This is a genomic window from Roseibium algicola (assembly GCF_001999245.1).
Classification (GTDB): Bacteria; Pseudomonadota; Alphaproteobacteria; order Rhizobiales; family Stappiaceae; genus Roseibium; species Roseibium algicola.
In genome coordinates this window covers 1,573,632-1,589,205 of the sequence record NZ_CP019630.1, presented here as the reverse complement: position 1 = coordinate 1,589,205, position 15,574 = coordinate 1,573,632, and the positions used below count along the sequence as shown (strand labels likewise).

The following is a 15,574-nucleotide window of genomic DNA, read 5'->3' as shown; positions in this document are numbered from 1 at the left end:
ACCCGCCGGGAAAACTTCCGCAGGTACGCCCCCTGGATGATATTCTCATGAGACTGATAACAAATACTTGCAATAATTCTCGACACACCAACACCGGCTCTGATGAAAATCGATGGTGGTCTTTGCAGCCCGCCTTGAACTATAAGGCCGCATGTTCGACGTCCTGATTGCCGGTGCCGGTCCGGCCGGCCTCTTTGCTGCGGAGCGCCTGTCCGAAAACGGGTATAGCGTTGTGGTTATCGACCGCATGCCCTCGCCAGCGCGCAAGTTCCTGATGGCTGGGCGAGGCGGCCTGAACCTGACCCACAGCGAAGACCTGACCGCGTTCCTCGCGCGCTACCGGCAGGCCCAACCCTTTTTGGCGCCCTTGATCCAGGAATTTCCGCCCGAAACGCTGCGGCGCTGGTGCGAAGACCTTGGCGAAGAAACCTTTGTCGGCAGCAGCGGACGGGTTTTCCCGAAATCCATGAAGGCGTCCCCCTTACTGCGCGCCTGGCTGCGCCGGCTCGATGCCAATGGCGTCCGCCTGCTGACCCGGCATGCACTTTGTGCCATTGAAGGAGACGGACCGCTTCAACTCAGGGCACGGGATGAAACTGCCGCCGAAGACACTGCAGGTGAAGGCGCCCTGCAATCCCTCACTGCACGTGCCTGCCTTCTGACCATGGGTGGTGCAAGCTGGCCGAAGCTCGGTTCCAACGCCGCGTGGGTGCCGATGCTGGAAGAGCGCGGTGTTCGCATCAACCGGTTCCAGCCGGCAAATTGCGGCTTTCAGACCGGCTGGAGCGATTTCCTGAAAGAGCGGTTTGCCGGTACGCCGCTCAAACGTATCGCCCTGTCCCATGCCGGTAAAAGGGTGCAAGGGGAGGCGGTCTTGACGGCTCAGGGCCTTGAAGGTGGTGCCGTCTACGCCTTGTCCGCCGAACTGCGCGAAACAATCAACGAGACCGGTTCGGCGACACTGCACATCGATCTGCGGCCGCAGGCCGGAATTGACGAACTGGCAGCGAAACTCTCAAGACCCCGGGGCAAGCAGTCTGCAGCCACGTTCCTCAAGAAGGTCCTTCGGCTGAGCCCCGTTGAAATGGCGCTGCTGCGCGAAGCCGGCGATGTTCCTTCCGATCCGGAAAGCCTCGCACGCTGCATCAAGGCCGTTCCCGTTGTTCTGGACGCGCCCTATTCCATCGACCGGGCGATCTCTTCCGCCGGAGGCATCGCGCTGGACGAACTGGACGAAGGCATGATGCTAAAGAAGATGCCGGGCATCTTTGCCGCGGGTGAAATGCTGGACTGGGAAGCGCCGACAGGCGGTTACCTGCTTCAGGCGTGTTTTGCGACAGGTGCCAGGGCAGCAACCGGCATCGCGGCCTTTCTCCAAAGCTCGAAAGGAGAGCAAACAACATGACCGTGCTCTACATCGACGCCGATGCCTGTCCGGTCAAGGACGAAGCCGTTCGCGTGGGCGAGCGCCACAATGTTGAGATCAAGTTCGTTTCCAACAGCTGGATGCGGCTTCCCGAAGGCGATCTGATCGAGCGGGTTGTCGTTCCTGAAGGGCCGGACGAAGCCGACAACTGGATCGCGGAACGTGCGGTGGCGGGTGATGTTGTGGTGACGGCCGATGTGCCGCTTGCGGCACGCTGTGTGAAGGCGGGCGCTCTTGTCATCGGTCCGACAGGCAAGCCGTTTCGCGAGGATGCCATCGGCATGCGCCTTGCCATGCGGGATCTCAACACGCATCTGCGTGAAATAGGCGAGATCCGCGAAAGCGGGCCTGGCTTCACCAAGGCCGACAGATCGCGCTTTCTGAACCAGCTTGAGACCACCATGCGCGCGGCAAAGCGAATGTTGGCCTGATGCCGGCAGCGCCGGTTTTTGCTTGCCGGAGGCCCTTTTGATGCAAGCCAAGTAGCTACAGAGGCGGAGGCGTCCCGTTAGGTTGCTGGGTCGGATTGTCCTTGTGCTGTTTGAACTTCATGATCGCGCCCAGGGTAAAACCCAGATGTCCGAGTGTCATCACATTAGCGATCGGGGGATCATCCTCCCGGTGGCGACGGATAAGGGACTTGGACTTGCCGCCGAAATAGATGCTGACGCCTGCAAGTGCGTAGGCTTCGCCGCCTTCGCGCAGGGCCGCGCGCGCAAACAGGCTGGGTTGAAGCTGCGTATCACGTAGAGGTGCCCATTCGACGCCGAGCCCCCCGGATGCATCACCACCCGACACCCTGCCAGACACAGACAGGGCCAGGTTCTCGTCAGGATACCAGGTGAGTTTCGAGCCGGCCACGAACGTGGCATCGAGATCATATCTGAATTGACTGCGTCCGTTAGTTTCGATCGCGCGGCTGCCATCGGTCACCCCGACGACGCCCCCGAGTGTGATTGGACCCCAGTATCGCTCGGCCTCGACGCCAGCGGAAAACACGTCGACACCCTGGTAAGCGTCGAGATGGGAATACGAACCTTCAAGGCCGATCATGCCGGTTGACGGATCTCGCCAGAACAGATGTGCCCCGGCGCCGTAATAGGCGGATTGTCCTGCAAAGGGTTCATCGTAGCCACCGACACCGGCATCAAGCTGCAGGCCGAACCTGTGTCCGAGCGGCATCGTGATTGCGCCTTCCACACCTCCAACCGCGCTTCCGTCGGAACTGCCGCCAGTGACGGACATCTTGCCGCTGATCCCGTCTACGGCAGGTAGCGTCTGTTGTGAGTTTGCGGGCGTAATCGTCATGCACAGCGCAGTGAGCGGCAGCAGCACACCAAGGTATTTCGCAATCATGTGTTTCCCCCAGCCCGATCGGAAGAGATGTAGCGGAAGCGCCGAGGACATCTGGATGATCGGAAGGTATTTCTCCGTTCTAGGAAGACGGAGAAGACTTGAAAAACACAAGTAATTGCAATTTAAGATGATGTAAAACGCTCAATTCTAACCAATTCTTTCAGAGAGTCGGCGTTCCATCAAATAAGGATTCCAGTTATTGATCGCATTCAAACAAAAAACTCCCTGCAAGGAGGGGAGGAAACCCTTGCAGGGAGTGGCCGGTGGCCTTTTCAGGCCGGTTATGGCCCGGCGAAGTTGGAAACTGCCTTACTGGCAGAAGCGGTACTGTCCGGAATAGGACAGGAAGTAGCCGGTGTTCGGATTGAACGAACGATACTTGCGGCTGCAGTAATTGTACCAGGCCGGGCTCCACGGAGCCGGACGGTAGATGACCGGGGCCGGAGCCGGTGCCGGATAGTAGGCCGGTGGGGCCGGATAGTAGGCCGGGGGCGGAGCGACATAACGCGGTTGGGAAAGTGCTGACCCGAGGATCGCGCCGGCGGCAAGGCCGCTGGCGACGCCGACACCGACCTGCCAGCCCTTGGCGGCATGTGCGGGTGTGGCCTGAGAGGTCAGTGTGACGCCGGCAACAAGAGCCAGCGCAGAGGCGGTAACTGCAAACTTCTTGAACATGACGGTGTCCCTTCCAGTGTCGTGAGGCCCTGCTGTCCGCCTCAACTCATGAGACGAAACTAACCCGCCCCCCGGTCGGGCTCTGTGACTGGTGTCACAAGCTGTCACTTTGTCACCGAAACAGGATTTATCGGCTTTGTGGCCTCGGTTTGACCACTGCAAAAATCTTTCGCTTGCCGTAAGCGCCACCTGGACCTACATTATTCTCCATCGGTACGCGTTGTGCCGTACGGGACTGACGAAAGACCCGGTGAGACTGACTTCGGCAGGGCTCCATCAAGCGCTGCTCTGAATTTCCAAGCTTTCCGTTTCTTGTTGACTTCTCGTTTATCCGCGCCTGCCGGAAACGGGATGGCGCATCCAACCAGCGGAAAGGTTTCTCCATGCGCGAGAACGGCACCATTAAATTCTTCAACCATGACCGTGGCTTTGGCTTCATCACTCCGGAAAACGGTTCCAAGGACGTTTTCGTCCACATCACCGCATTCGAGCAGGCCGGTATCGGAACGCCCGTCGAAGGCGCGAAGATCTCCTTCGTTGCTGAAGACGACCGTCGCGGCCGCGGCAAGCAGGCAGCTCAGCTCGAGCTGCTCTAAGGTTTCAGGCTGCAGCCTCCGTCCGGGGACGGCTGGCGCGGATTGAACAACGAAAAACGGGATCTTCTGGTCCCGTTTTTTGTTTGTTTTTGAGGATGAAACCAAGCCTCGTATCTTCACCCACTCAGCGCTGTCTCGAAGGATGGGCGGCAACCTCCTGAACAAGTGGGCCCATCCTTCGAAACGGACCTGGCGGTCCTCCTCAGGATGAGGCTCAATGTGCGGAAAAATTCCAGATCGCCGCACGCCTTACGCCATGCAGTCCAGCAGTTCCTTCTCGCCAATGACACCGACGATGGAGCCGCTTGCTTTCACGACAACCGGATCCTTGCTGGACTTTTTCAGCTGGGCGACTTCACGCACCGAAGCGTCGGCATCGCAGGTCAGGGCGCTGGCGAGCGAACCCGGCAAGCTGCCGGGAGGCACCATGATGTCGCGCGCGCGCAGCACGTTCAGCGGGTTCATGTGGCTGACGAATTCGGCCACATAGTCGGTTGCCGGAGACTTGACGATTTCCTGCGACGTGCCCAGCTGGATCACCCGTCCACCTTCCATGATTGCGATGCGCGAGCCGATCTTGGCCGCTTCATCGAGATCGTGGCTGACGAAGATGATGGTCCGGTTGAGTTCCTTCTGCAGGTCGAGCAACTCGTCCTGCAGCTTGTCGCGGATGAGCGGGTCGAGAGCCGAGAACGGTTCGTCCATCAGCAGAAGCGGCGCGTCGGTCGCAAAGGCGCGAGCGAGGCCAACGCGCTGCTGCATGCCGCCCGATAGCTCGTGTACATGCTTTTCGCCCCAGCCGTTCAGGCCAACCAGCTTGAGCTGCGCCTCTACCTTTGCGGCTCGCTCCTTTGCGGGCATGCCGGCAAGCTCCAGACCAAAGCCGACGTTTTCCGCCACCGTGCGCCAGGGCAGAAGACCGAACTGCTGGAACACCATGCCGATCCGGTGCCGGCGCAATTCCCTCAGATCGTTTTCAGAGCAGGTTTCCGGATTGACGTATCGTTTGCCGTCATGAACCTGCACCTCACCCCGGATGACCGGGTTAAGACCGTTGACGGCCCGGAGCAGCGTCGACTTGCCGGAGCCGGACAGCCCCATCAGCACGATGACTTCGCCTTCGTAGATGTCGAAGGTCGCACCGGCAACGCCGAGGATCTGGCCGGTTTCTGCCTGGATTTCCTGCCGGGTCTTGCCGGCATCGATCATGGGCAGAGCCGTGTGAGGCTTTTCGCCGAAGACGATGTCGACGTCCTTGAAGGAAACGACAGCCGATTTGTTGGTCTCGCTCATCGTTTGCCTCCCTCTTCGGCGCGGAAGAAGCGGTCAAGCACGATGGCGATCAGGACGATACAGACACCAACTTCGAAACCTTGGGCGATATTCACCGTGTTCAGGGCGCGCAACGTCGGCACGCCGAGGCCGTCCGCACCGACAAGGGCGGCAATCACGACCATCGACAGCGACAGCATGATCGTCTGCGTCAGGCCAGCCATGATCTGTGGCAGGGCGTAGGGCAGCTCGATTTTCCAGAGCAGCTGCGATTTGGTGGCTCCAAAGGCCTTTCCGGCTTCGATCAGCGCGGTCGGCGTCGAGGAAACGCCAAGCTGCGTCAAACGGATCGGTGCGGGAATGGCAAAGATGACGGTCGCGATGAGACCGGGCACCATGCCGAGGCCGAATAGGATCAGTGCCGGGATCAGGTAAACGAAGGTCGGGATGGTTTGCATCAGATCCAGCACAGGGCGAAGTGCCGCGTAGAAGCGGGGGCGATGCGCGGCCAGCACACCGACAGGCACGCCGACCACCATACAGACCACGGACGCGGCAACCACCAGCGCCAGGGTTTCGGTCGTTTCTTCCCAGTAGCCCTGGTTGATAATCAGCAGCAGGGAAATTGCCACGAAAGCCGCAAAGGAAATGGTCCTGTGGACCAGGTAGCCGATGGCGACGGCGACAACAACGATGACCAATGGATGCGGCGTCTGCAGCAACCAGAGGATTCCGTCTATCAGCGTTTCGAGAATTGCCGAGATTCCGTCAAACACCCAATAGGCGTTGTCGGTGAGCCAATCGACCAAGGTGCGCGCCCACGGCCCGATCGGCAGCTTGTGTTCTGTGAGCCAGTCCACGCCACTGCTCCGGTATTATTGTTCTTGGAAAACCAGTGGCGCCGGGCAGGAGACCCGCACCGGCGCCAGATTTTGGTCAGCGATCAGAGACCGAGAGCCCCTTTGACGGCCGCGAAACTGTCGCCGCCATCAAAAGTCTTCACGCCGACGAGCCAGTTTTCGAAGGTTGCCGGATGCTCCTTCAACCAGGCGGCTGCCGCCTTGTTGGGATCCTCACCCTCGATCAGGATGGCACCCATGATCTCGTTTTCCATGGGCAGCGAGAATTCCAGGTTTTCAAGCAGCTTGCCGACGTTCGGGCATTCCTTGACATAGCCGGCACGCACGTTGGTGTAGACGGTGGCTCCGCCATAGTTCGGGCCGAAAATGTCGTCGCCGCCTTCAAGATACTTCATCTTGAAATTGGCGTTCATCGGGTGCGGTTCCCAGCCGAGGAAGACGATGTCCGCCTCGCGGCGGTTTGCACGGGCGACCTGCGCAAGCATGCCCTGCTCGGAGGATTCCACCACTTCGAAGCCTTCCAGTTCGAAGAGGTTTTCATCGATCATGCCGATGATCAGGCGGTTGCCGTCATTGCCCGGCTCGATGCCGTAGATCTTGCCGTCGAGATCGTCCTTGAACTTGGCGATGTCCTGGAAGCTCTTCAGGCCTTTTTCGTAGGTGTATTCCGGAACGGCAAGCGTGTACTTCGCGCCTTCCAGGTTGGCCCGGACCGTTTCCACGGAGCCGTCTTCGCGATAGGCCTTGATGTCACCTTCCATGGTCGGCATCCAGTTGCCGAGGAAGATGTCGATGTCCTTGTTCTTCAGCGACGCATAGGTCACCGGAACGGACAGGATTTTAACTTCCGGCTTGTAGCCGAGCGCTTCTAGGACGACCGAGGTTGCGGCGGTCGTTGCCGTGATGTCAGTCCAGCCGACGTCGGAGAAGCGAACCGTCTGGCAGCTTTCCGGATCGTTTGCCAGGGCGGTTCCCGTGAGCATCAGCCCGAGCGCCAGGCCTCCAGCGAGTTTCGCTGCTACTTTCATATGTATACCTCCTATGGAAAGTCTGTTTTCTTGTTTTTCTGCAGGGCATGGGGTGTCAGTGTGGTTCTAACGCCCTCAGTTTCCTCTGCCCACAGCCTGCCTAACCTAGATCCAAACATCCACGGGAAAAAATTGCAAGTTTTCATTGATTGACTGATCAATTAAAAATAAAACTTGGATGTGAGACGAACGCGGCAAGGCGCATTCAGAGGCTCTTGAGAAGGCTTTTCCTTCTCCTTGACGCTGCTGCACCATGATCGTGACGATCGGTAACCGGACTTGTTCTTGTCCGGATGTGCCGCTGTCTGATCATCGCCAGAAACGCTGAGCCGAATTCTTCTCTCGCCCTGTGTCGGAGGTTGAAATGCCCAAGGTCGGAATGGAAGCGGAACGGCGGCGCAGTCTGATTGACGCGACGGTCGATGCCATACACGAACGCGGCTATAGCGACGTGACCATGGCGCAGATCGCAAAGCGCGCAGGCGTTTCCGGCGGTCTCGTGCATCACTATTTCGGCTCAAAGGACCAGTTGCTTGCCGCAACGATGCGCCATCTCCTGACCGAACTCGGCCGGGCGATCCGCGAGAGCCTGGAAAAGGCGGAGACCCCGCGCGAGCGTATTTCGGCAATCATTGCAGGCAACTTTGCGGTCGACCAGTTTCAGCCCGCCGTGATCGCGGCCTGGCTCGCCTTCTACGTTCAGTCGCGTACCACCGACAGCAACAATCGTCTTTTGAATATCTATTCGGCAAGGCTTGCCTCGAACCTGACCCACAACCTGAGGGCCTTCATGCCTCAGGACGAAGCACGCCGGATTGCCGAAGGCACGGCGTCGATGATTGACGGCGTCTGGATCCGGCAAGCCCTGCGCGACGGCAAGACCGACCGGCCGGCCGCGATCGAGCTGGTCGAGGACTATGTGGAAACCCAGATTGCCGTCCACCTGGCGCGCAACACCAAGAATTGAGCAGCTAGGATCAACATGAGCGACCAGTTCGACTTCATCATCGTCGGAGCCGGATCCGCCGGCTGTGCGATGGCTTACCGCCTGTCGGAAGACCCGAGCAACAGGGTGCTTGTGCTGGAATTCGGCGGCACCGATGTCGGTCCGCTGATCCAGATGCCGGCTGCCCTGTCCTACCCGATGAACATGCCGCTGTATGACTGGGGGTACACCAGCGAACCGGAACCGCATCTGGAGGGCCGGCGCCTGGCCACACCGCGTGGCAAGGTGATCGGTGGATCGTCCTCCATCAACGGCATGGTTTATGTGCGTGGCCATGCCTGTGATTTCGACACCTGGGAAGAGATGGGCGCGAGCGGCTGGGGATATCGCCATGTGCTGCCGTACTACAAGCGCCAGGAGCACAGCCATGGCGGCCAGGACGGCTGGCGCGGCACCAACGGTCCGCTGCATGTCCAGCGCGGCACCAAGTGGAACCCGCTGTTCGACGCCTTCAAGACAGCCGGTGAGCAGGCAGGCTATGGCGTGACCGCCGACTACAATGGCGAGCGTCAGGAAGGCTTCGGCGACATGGAAATGACGGTCCATCGGGGCCGGCGCTGGTCTGCCGCCAACGCCTATCTTAAGCCGGCACTGAAGCGCGGTAACCTGACCCTGATCAAAGGTGCTCTCGTGCGCCGGATCCTGATCGAGGACAAGCGCGCGGTCGGAGTGGAATTCGAAACCGGCGGCGAGGTCCGCGAGGCAAAAGCAGTCCGCGAAGTGATCCTGTCGGCGTCTTCCATCAATTCACCGAAGATCCTGATGCAGTCCGGCATCGGCCCGGCGGCGCATCTTGCCGAAATGGGAATTGACGTCGTGGCCGACCGGCCGGGCGTCGGTGCCAACCTGCAGGATCATCTGGAGCTTTATCTTCAGCAGGCCTGCACCCAGCCGATCACGCTCTACAAGCACTGGAACCTGTTCTCCAAGGCGGTGATCGGGGCTCAGTGGCTGTTCCTGAAGCAGGGTCTCGGTGCATCGAACCAGTTCGAAAGCTGCGCTTTCATTCGCTCCAGGGCGGGCGTGAAATATCCTGATATCCAGTATCACTTCCTGCCCTTCGCCGTGCGTTACGACGGACAGGCAGCAGCCGAAGGCCATGGCTTCCAGGCCCATGTCGGACCGATGCGCTCCAAATCGCGCGGCCGCATCAAGCTGACCTCCAGCGACCCGAAGGCCAAGCCGTCGATCCTGTTCAACTACATGTCCCACGAAGACGACTGGGAAGACTTCCGCACCTGTATCCGCCTGACCCGCGAGATCTTCGGCCAGGAGGCGTTTGCCCCCTATCGCGGCAAGGAGATCCAGCCAGGAGACAGTGTGCAGAGCGACGAGGACCTGAACGGCTTCATCCGCGAACACGTGGAAAGCGCCTATCACCCATGCGGCACTTGCCGGATGGGGGCGAAGGATGATGCCATGGCCGTGGTCGACCCTGAATGCCGGGTAATCGGCGTTGACGGGCTTCGTGTTGCCGACAGTTCCATCTTTCCGCAAATCACCAATGGCAATCTGAATGCCCCCTCGATTATGGTCGGGGAGAAGGCATCGGACCATATTCTCGGCAAGACCCCGCTGCCCGCGGCCAACCAGGAACCGTGGATCCACCCGGACTGGCAATCCAGCCAGCGATGATCCCCGGCAGTCCAACGGCAGACACACAGATCAAGGAGCCAACCCATGCGCGCCCAACCGCAAGCGTCCCACTATGTCGGCGGCTCATATGTCGAGAGCCAGAGCGGCACTCCCTTTGACTCGCTGTATCCCGCAACCGGAGAAGTCATCGCGCAGATCCGCGCGGCCGACGATGCCGTGATCGAGGCGGCAATCCGCTCTGCCCAGCAAGGCCAGAAGGTCTGGGCGGCAACACCAGCAGCCGAACGCGGCCGCGTGCTGCGCCGGGCGGCCGAGATCCTGCGTGAAAAGAACCGGGAACTCTCCATTCTGGAAACGCTCGACACCGGCAAGCCCTTGCAGGAAACCTTGATTGCCGATGCTGCGTCCGGCGCCGACTGCCTGGAATACTTCGGTGGTCTGGCCGCAACGCTTACCGGCGAACATATCGATCTGGGCGGCTCCTTCGCCTACACCAAGCGCGAACCGCTCGGCATCTGTTTCGGCATCGGCGCCTGGAACTATCCGATCCAGATTGCCTGCTGGAAGTCTGCTCCCGCACTCGTTTGCGGCAATGCCATGATCTTCAAACCCTCGGAAGTCACCCCGCTGAGCGCCTTGAAACTGGCGGAGGCCTTTACCGAGGCCGGTCTGCCCGCTGGTGTCTTCAACGTGCTTCAGGGCTTTGGTGATGTCGGTGCAAAGCTGGTCGCTCATCCGGCCATTGCCAAGGTTTCGCTAACCGGCTCTGTCCCGACCGGCGCCAAAGTGGCGGCCCTTGCGGGTGAGCATCTGAAAAAGACAACGCTGGAACTCGGCGGCAAATCCCCGCTGATCGTGTTCGAGGACGCTGACATTGAAAACGCGGTGTCCGCCGCGATCAACGCCAACTTCTATTCCACCGGGCAGATCTGCTCCAACGGGACGCGCGTGTTCGTTCATGAAGCGATCAAGGAAGCCTTTGTGGCACGGCTCGCCGAACGCACCGCCAAGGCGGTTCTGGGCGATCCGCTGGACGAGGCAACCAATATTGGTCCGCTTGTGTCCAAACAGCAGCTCGACAAGGTGCTCCACTACATGCAGATCGGTCAGGATGAGGGCGCCCGGCTGGTGTGCGGCGGTGGTTCAGCCTCTGTCGCCAGCTTCCCGGACGGCTATTTCGTGCAGCCGACCGTCTTTGCCGACGTGAAGGACGACATGCGCATTGCCCGCGAGGAAATCTTCGGCCCGGTTCTGAGCGTGCTCGACTTCACCGATGAGGACGACGTCATCGCCCGCGCGAACGACACCGACTTCGGCCTTGCCGCGGGCGTTTTCACCAGGGACATTCAGCGGGCGCACCGGGTGATCGACCAGTTGCAGGCAGGCACCTGCTGGATCAACACCTACAATCTGACCCCGATCGAAATGCCTTTCGGCGGCTACAAGAAGTCGGGTATCGGCCGCGAGAACGGCCATGCCGCGATCGAGTATTATAGCCAGACCAAAAGCGTTTATGTGGAAATGGGCGGTGTAGAGGCGGCGTTTTAAGGCGCTGTCTCTCGTTCCACCTAGAACAGCTTGGCCCAACCTTCGAGGCGGCGTTTCCTGCTTCTTCAGGACAGCGCTGGCGTGTGTGGTACGATCAAGCTGCCTGTCACTCCATGCGTCTTTATCCTGAGGAGCCGCGCAAGCGGCGTCTCGAGGGTTGGGCCGGTTGTCCTCGATGCCCAGTTGCCCTTGGGTCGATGTTTCCCTTGGGCCAATTTAGGGCATTTCCTACCATTCGGTTTTTTGCCGATTGAAGTTTGATCTCCGGCGCCCGAGATATTAGCCAGAGCGTTTCACGGAGCCCCGATGAACAAAGCCTTTCTTGACCCAGCCCCGCGCACATACGCGCCTCATGTCTATCTGCTTGCCCGCTCCAGCAGAGGCCCTTCCTGTGCGCCGGAGACACTCAGCATCGACCAGCTGAATTCGTGGCTCTTGCATGAAGCGACGCGGATCGATGATGTCATGCTGATGTTCGAGGAGTTCATGTGGCGCTGCAAGGCTGCCGGCCTCGCCATCGATCGGGCAACGCTTCATATCGGTACGCTGCATCCGCGCGTCATCGGTTTTTCCTGGGTCTGGAACAGTCAGGACTATTTCTGCGACGAGGTTGCCGCAGATGCCAACGCGACCAAATCGGAAGCCTTTACCCGCAATCCGCTTTTCCACGTCATCAACGAAGGCCAGACCATCAAGGTCGATCTGGAAAGCGAGGAAGGAGCCAATTCCGCTCCGCTGATGCGCGAACTTGCCGATCAGGGATACACGACCTATGTCGCCCTGCCGCTCAGTTCCTCGCACGAAAAGCGGAATGCCATGACCTTGGCAACCCGCAAACCCGGTGGGTTCCCTCCGGCGGAAAAAGACCTGATCCGCAATCTGATCGACCTTTTGGCGCTGCACATCGAGCGCCACATCGTTCAGCGGATTGCCCGCAACGTTGCCGACACCTATCTCGGGCCGATCGCCGGACAGCGCGTGCTGGACGGCGAGATCAAGCGCGGTGATGGCGAGGCCATCAAGGCGGTGGTCTTCATGGCCGACATGCGCGGCTTCACTCAACTCGCCGACAGGCTGAGCGGACCGGAAGTGACGGCTATCCTCAACGCCTATTTCGACAGGATCTCGGATGCCGTGCTCAACAACGGCGGCGATATCCTGAAGTTCATGGGCGACGGCATTCTGGCCGTGTTCGATCAGAAGACATTTGGTGAAACAGCGGCGGCGAACGCCGCCGTGAAGGCCGCCAAGGCTGCACTGGAGGCCATTGATGAGCTGAACCGCAATCCACCCGAGGATCTTCCCGACCCGATCCACTGGCACCCGCTAAAGATCGGTATCGGCCTTCACCGGGGTGAAGTCTTCTTCGGCAATGTCGGTGGTGAGGAACGGCTCGACTTCACGGTGATCGGCCGCGCCGTCAATGAGACCAGCCGGGTGGAATCCCTGTGCAAACCTCTCGGCCGCGCCTTGCTCCTGACAGAACCGGTACGCGCTGCTCTTTCCGGCGACCTCCAGACCGGTCTCAATGCCATGGGCGAACATGCCCTGCGCGGCGTCGGCAAACCGGTTGCCATTTTTGCAGCCTAGTATGGAACGGCTCAGCAAGACCGATACAGGTCCGGTGAGGGGGCTGCGACAACGGTAATGCGCAGCTCTTGCCTCAGTCCGTTTTGGTCCTGTCCAGCAACTCGGCCTCATAGGCCTTGGCGACGCGCAGGAAGCGGGCGTGGGCGTAATTCATGGCCAGGATAAAGCCCCACCAGCCGTATTTGCGGTACTTGCGCACGAAATAGGCCTTGAAGAAGCTCACCGGGAATTCGGTCAGGAGGCGGCTTTTCGGCAGCTTGCGGCCGCGGGCGCGCATGTCGTCCACCTGCATGCCGGAATAGCGATTGTATTTGCCAACCTGAAAATCCAGTGACCGGATGGACCGGTGCGCCATGATGCCGGAAAGGTTCGAGATGCGCGCACCTTCCTCGGGCCGGACCGTGTCATGAACCGTCGAGGCAGAGAACCGGCCCTTGCGCCGGTCGTAGAGGCGGATCTGATGATACCCGTAGGCCCAGGGGGCAGGGGCGGTTTCATGGGCGTAAAGATCGCGGATCATGATGCGCCAGCCATCGGCGTCCGCGTAACTGCCGTCTGCGAATTTGGCTTTGATTTCCGCGGCGAGCCCGGGCGTCACCTCTTCGTCGGCATCCAGATTGAGCAGCCAGTCGTTGCGGCACTGGTCTTCGCCGAAACGCTTTTGCGGACCGTAGCCAGGCCAGTCGTTGCGGATGACCCGCGCGCCAAGTTGTTCGGCCACGGCGACAGTCTCGTCTGTTGATCCGCTGTCGATGACGATGACCTCGTCCACCCAGCCGATGACACTTTCGATCGGTCGGGCGATCCGGTCGGCTTCGTCACGGGCGATGATGAAAACGGAAAGGGGCAGTCGGTCGGTCATGAAAGGTCCGGCGTTGGTTTGCTAGGCCGGAAAAGCTCCGGCGCGACTATTTAGCCGTGCCGGAGCCCGAATTGAAGGCGCGAAATCAGGATTTCACGCGGGCAAACAGCGCGTCGAGACCCTGGAGCACAATCGTGGCGCCCTCCAGCGTGCCGTTGAAGCCGGGTGCATTGAGGTCTTCCAGCTCCAGTCCGCTCAAGGTAACGGTGGCCGGCTCGGTGCCGAGGTTGAAGGCGCACAGCACGGTCTCACCCTGATGGCTGCGGGTGAAGACCAGCGTGTTGTCCTGGCTGTCCAGAAACACCATGTCGCCCTTCTTCAGGGGATCCTGAGCCTGCCGCCAGGCATAGAAGGCCCGGTTCCGGTTCAGGATGGAGCTTTCGTCCTTGTCCTGTTCGAAGGCGGCAAGCGCCAGATGATCCTGCGCGACCGGAAGCCAGGGCTCGGCTTCGGAGAAACCGGCGTTGCTGTTGTCTTTCACCCACGGCATTGGTGTCCGGCAGCCGTCGCGGCCCTTGTATTCCGGCCAGAAGCGGATGCCGTAGGGATCCTGCAGCTTTTCAAAAGGAACTTCAGCCTGCGGCAGGCCGAGTTCTTCGCCCTGGTAAAGGCAGGGGGTGCCACGCAGCGAGGCGCAGAGTGCAGTTTCAAGCGGTGCGAACCGGGCAATGTCCAGATCCTCACCCCAGCGGCTGGCGACCCGCTTCACGTCGTGGTTCGACAGCGCCCAGGAGGCCCAGCCGGAGCCGATGCCGGCGTTCATCTCTTCCACGATCTTGCGGATGTAGGGCGCAGAATGCTGGGGTGTCAGCAGGTCGAAGCTGTAGGCCATGTGAATGCGCTTGCCGGCTTCCGTGTAGGAGGCCGTCAGTTCCACGGCCTGTCCGTCTGCGCCGATTTCACCGACGGACGTCGTGCCCGGATATTTGTCCAGGAGCGCGCGCAGCTTCTCAAGAAACAACAGGTTTTCCGGCTGGGTCTTGTCGTAAAGGTGATCCTGATAGCCGTAGGGGTTGGTCGGATCGACGGTGGACGGCATTTCAGTCGCGCTCAGGGGTGGGTTGTCCCGGAGCTGCTTGTCGTGGAAATAGAAGTTCACCGTGTCGAGGCGGAACCCGTCGACACCGCGGTCGAGCCAGAACCTGGCGGCACCCAGAACCGCGTCCTGAACCTCAGGGTTATGGAAGTTCAGATCCGGCTGGCTGGTCAGGAAATTGTGCATGTAATACTGGCGCCGGCGGCTGTCCCATTCCCAGGCCGGGCCGCCGAAGATCGAAAGCCAGTTGGTCGGCACCGTGCCGTCCGGCTTGGCGTCGGCCCAAACGAACCAGTCGGCCTTGGCATTGTCGCGTGACGAACGGCTTTCGACAAACCAGGGATGCTGGTCGGAGGTGTGCGAAATCACCAGATCGATGATCACCTTCAGGCCGCGCGCATGAGCGGCAGCCAGCATGCGGTCGAAATCGGCAAGCGTGCCGAACATCGGGTCGACATCTTCATAGTCGGAGACATCGTAACCGAAATCATCCATCGGCGAGGTGAAGAAAGGCGACAGCCAGATGGCATCGACGCCCAACGAGGCAATGTAGTCCATGCGTTCGCTGACGCCGTTGAGGTCGCCTATGCCATCACCATTGGTGTCGTTGAAGGAGCGCGGATAGATCTGGTAGATCACCGCTCCACGCCACCAATCCGGGTCATTCTTCATGTCTGACGGCACATCAGCCTCCAGGCCCGTTTCGGCTTCTTCGAACATTGC

General features: G+C 60.2%; 14 protein-coding genes. 7 read left to right on the top strand and 7 right to left on the bottom strand.

From position 1 onward, the window contains the following. Positions 1-151: 151 nt before the first annotated feature. Complete coding sequence (locus tag B0E33_RS07380; RefSeq protein ID WP_077290825.1) at positions 152-1,405, top strand: BaiN/RdsA family NAD(P)/FAD-dependent oxidoreductase; 1,254 nt, start codon at positions 152-154, stop codon at positions 1,403-1,405. Beyond that, entirely contained in the window at positions 1,402-1,857 is a 456-nt protein-coding gene (locus B0E33_RS07375) for a YaiI/YqxD family protein (RefSeq protein WP_077290824.1), read from the top strand. The genes B0E33_RS07380 and B0E33_RS07375 overlap by 4 nt, the downstream gene beginning before the upstream one ends. Positions 1,858-1,912: 55 nt before the next feature. On the opposite strand, the gene B0E33_RS31200 is transcribed toward B0E33_RS07375, so the two are convergent. Together B0E33_RS31200 and B0E33_RS07365 are read right to left on the bottom strand one after the other, a co-directional pair. Then, positions 1,913-2,782 carry a hypothetical protein gene (locus tag B0E33_RS31200; RefSeq protein ID WP_197923136.1) on the bottom strand — a complete coding sequence of 290 codons (870 nt, stop codon included), beginning with the start codon at positions 2,780-2,782 and terminating at the stop codon, positions 1,913-1,915. 309 nt (positions 2,783-3,091) lie between these two features. Then, a complete protein-coding gene (locus B0E33_RS07365; RefSeq protein ID WP_023002219.1) occupies positions 3,092-3,457 on the bottom strand; it encodes a BA14K family protein in 366 nt (121 codons plus the stop codon). Positions 3,458-3,840: 383 nt separating this feature from the next. Between B0E33_RS07365 and B0E33_RS07360 the strand changes: the two genes are divergently transcribed. Further along, positions 3,841-4,053, top strand: a complete 213-nt coding sequence (locus tag B0E33_RS07360; RefSeq protein ID WP_006934329.1) for a cold-shock protein — start codon at positions 3,841-3,843, stop codon at positions 4,051-4,053. A 249-nt stretch (positions 4,054-4,302) separates the two neighbouring features. On the opposite strand, the gene choV is transcribed toward B0E33_RS07360, so the two are convergent. From choV to B0E33_RS07345, 3 genes are all read right to left on the bottom strand, one after another. Then, entirely contained in the window at positions 4,303-5,346 is a 1,044-nt protein-coding gene (gene choV, locus B0E33_RS07355) for a choline ABC transporter ATP-binding protein (protein WP_023002218.1), read from the bottom strand. Next, complete coding sequence (gene choW, locus B0E33_RS07350; protein WP_055657561.1) at positions 5,343-6,185, bottom strand: choline ABC transporter permease subunit; 843 nt, start codon at positions 6,183-6,185, stop codon at positions 5,343-5,345. The genes choV and choW overlap by 4 nt, the downstream gene beginning before the upstream one ends. A gap of 83 nt (positions 6,186-6,268) precedes the next feature. Continuing rightward, a complete protein-coding gene (locus B0E33_RS07345) occupies positions 6,269-7,213 on the bottom strand; it encodes a choline ABC transporter substrate-binding protein (RefSeq protein ID WP_023002216.1) in 945 nt (314 codons plus the stop codon). Between the two features lie 364 nt (positions 7,214-7,577). Between B0E33_RS07345 and betI the strand changes: the two genes are divergently transcribed. The 4 genes from betI (at position 7,578) to B0E33_RS07325 (ending at position 12,953) form a co-directional block, all read left to right on the top strand. Further along, entirely contained in the window at positions 7,578-8,180 is a 603-nt protein-coding gene (betI, locus tag B0E33_RS07340; RefSeq protein WP_023002215.1) for a transcriptional regulator BetI, read from the top strand. Positions 8,181-8,195: 15 nt separating this feature from the next. Further along, the gene (betA, locus tag B0E33_RS07335; RefSeq protein WP_077290823.1) at positions 8,196-9,854 is read left to right on the top strand and encodes a choline dehydrogenase; all 1,659 of its coding nucleotides are present in this window, start codon (positions 8,196-8,198) and stop codon (positions 9,852-9,854) included. Between the two features lie 45 nt (positions 9,855-9,899). Next, positions 9,900-11,363 carry a betaine-aldehyde dehydrogenase gene (gene betB, locus B0E33_RS07330; RefSeq protein ID WP_077290822.1) on the top strand — a complete coding sequence of 488 codons (1,464 nt, stop codon included), beginning with the start codon at positions 9,900-9,902 and terminating at the stop codon, positions 11,361-11,363. Between the two features lie 306 nt (positions 11,364-11,669). After that, positions 11,670-12,953: an adenylate/guanylate cyclase domain-containing protein gene (locus B0E33_RS07325; protein WP_077290821.1), complete on the top strand. Its 1,284-nt coding sequence runs from the start codon at positions 11,670-11,672 to the stop codon at positions 12,951-12,953. Positions 12,954-13,026: 73 nt separating this feature from the next. On the opposite strand, the gene B0E33_RS07320 is transcribed toward B0E33_RS07325, so the two are convergent. Together B0E33_RS07320 and B0E33_RS07315 are read right to left on the bottom strand one after the other, a co-directional pair. Beyond that, positions 13,027-13,815: a glycosyltransferase family 2 protein gene (locus B0E33_RS07320; RefSeq protein ID WP_077290820.1), complete on the bottom strand. Its 789-nt coding sequence runs from the start codon at positions 13,813-13,815 to the stop codon at positions 13,027-13,029. 85 nt (positions 13,816-13,900) lie between these two features. Next, the gene (locus B0E33_RS07315; protein WP_077290819.1) at positions 13,901-15,571 is read right to left on the bottom strand and encodes an alpha-glucosidase family protein; all 1,671 of its coding nucleotides are present in this window, start codon (positions 15,569-15,571) and stop codon (positions 13,901-13,903) included. Positions 15,572-15,574 lie beyond the last annotated feature (3 nt).

What these genes read in the sequence shown, in the direction of transcription:
- betB (WP_077290822.1), top strand. Translation starts at nt 9,900, where the DNA reads ATGCGCGCCCAACCGCAAGCGTCCCACTATGTCGGCGGCTCATATGTC.
- betI (WP_023002215.1), top strand. Translation starts at nt 7,578, where the DNA reads ATGCCCAAGGTCGGAATGGAAGCGGAACGGCGGCGCAGTCTGATTGAC.
- B0E33_RS07345 (WP_023002216.1), bottom strand. Translation starts at nt 7,213, where the DNA reads ATGAAAGTAGCAGCGAAACTCGCTGGAGGCCTGGCGCTCGGGCTGATG.
- betA (WP_077290823.1), top strand. Translation starts at nt 8,196, where the DNA reads ATGAGCGACCAGTTCGACTTCATCATCGTCGGAGCCGGATCCGCCGGC.
- choV (WP_023002218.1), bottom strand. Translation starts at nt 5,346, where the DNA reads ATGAGCGAGACCAACAAATCGGCTGTCGTTTCCTTCAAGGACGTCGAC.
- B0E33_RS07360 (WP_006934329.1), top strand. Translation starts at nt 3,841, where the DNA reads ATGCGCGAGAACGGCACCATTAAATTCTTCAACCATGACCGTGGCTTT.
- B0E33_RS07325 (WP_077290821.1), top strand. Translation starts at nt 11,670, where the DNA reads ATGAACAAAGCCTTTCTTGACCCAGCCCCGCGCACATACGCGCCTCAT.
- B0E33_RS07380 (WP_077290825.1), top strand. Translation starts at nt 152, where the DNA reads ATGTTCGACGTCCTGATTGCCGGTGCCGGTCCGGCCGGCCTCTTTGCT.
- B0E33_RS07365 (WP_023002219.1), bottom strand. Translation starts at nt 3,457, where the DNA reads ATGTTCAAGAAGTTTGCAGTTACCGCCTCTGCGCTGGCTCTTGTTGCC.
- B0E33_RS07320 (WP_077290820.1), bottom strand. Translation starts at nt 13,815, where the DNA reads ATGACCGACCGACTGCCCCTTTCCGTTTTCATCATCGCCCGTGACGAA.
- B0E33_RS07375 (WP_077290824.1), top strand. Translation starts at nt 1,402, where the DNA reads ATGACCGTGCTCTACATCGACGCCGATGCCTGTCCGGTCAAGGACGAA.
- B0E33_RS07315 (WP_077290819.1), bottom strand. Translation starts at nt 15,571, where the DNA reads ATGTTCGAAGAAGCCGAAACGGGCCTGGAGGCTGATGTGCCGTCAGAC.
- B0E33_RS31200 (WP_197923136.1), bottom strand. Translation starts at nt 2,782, where the DNA reads ATGATTGCGAAATACCTTGGTGTGCTGCTGCCGCTCACTGCGCTGTGC.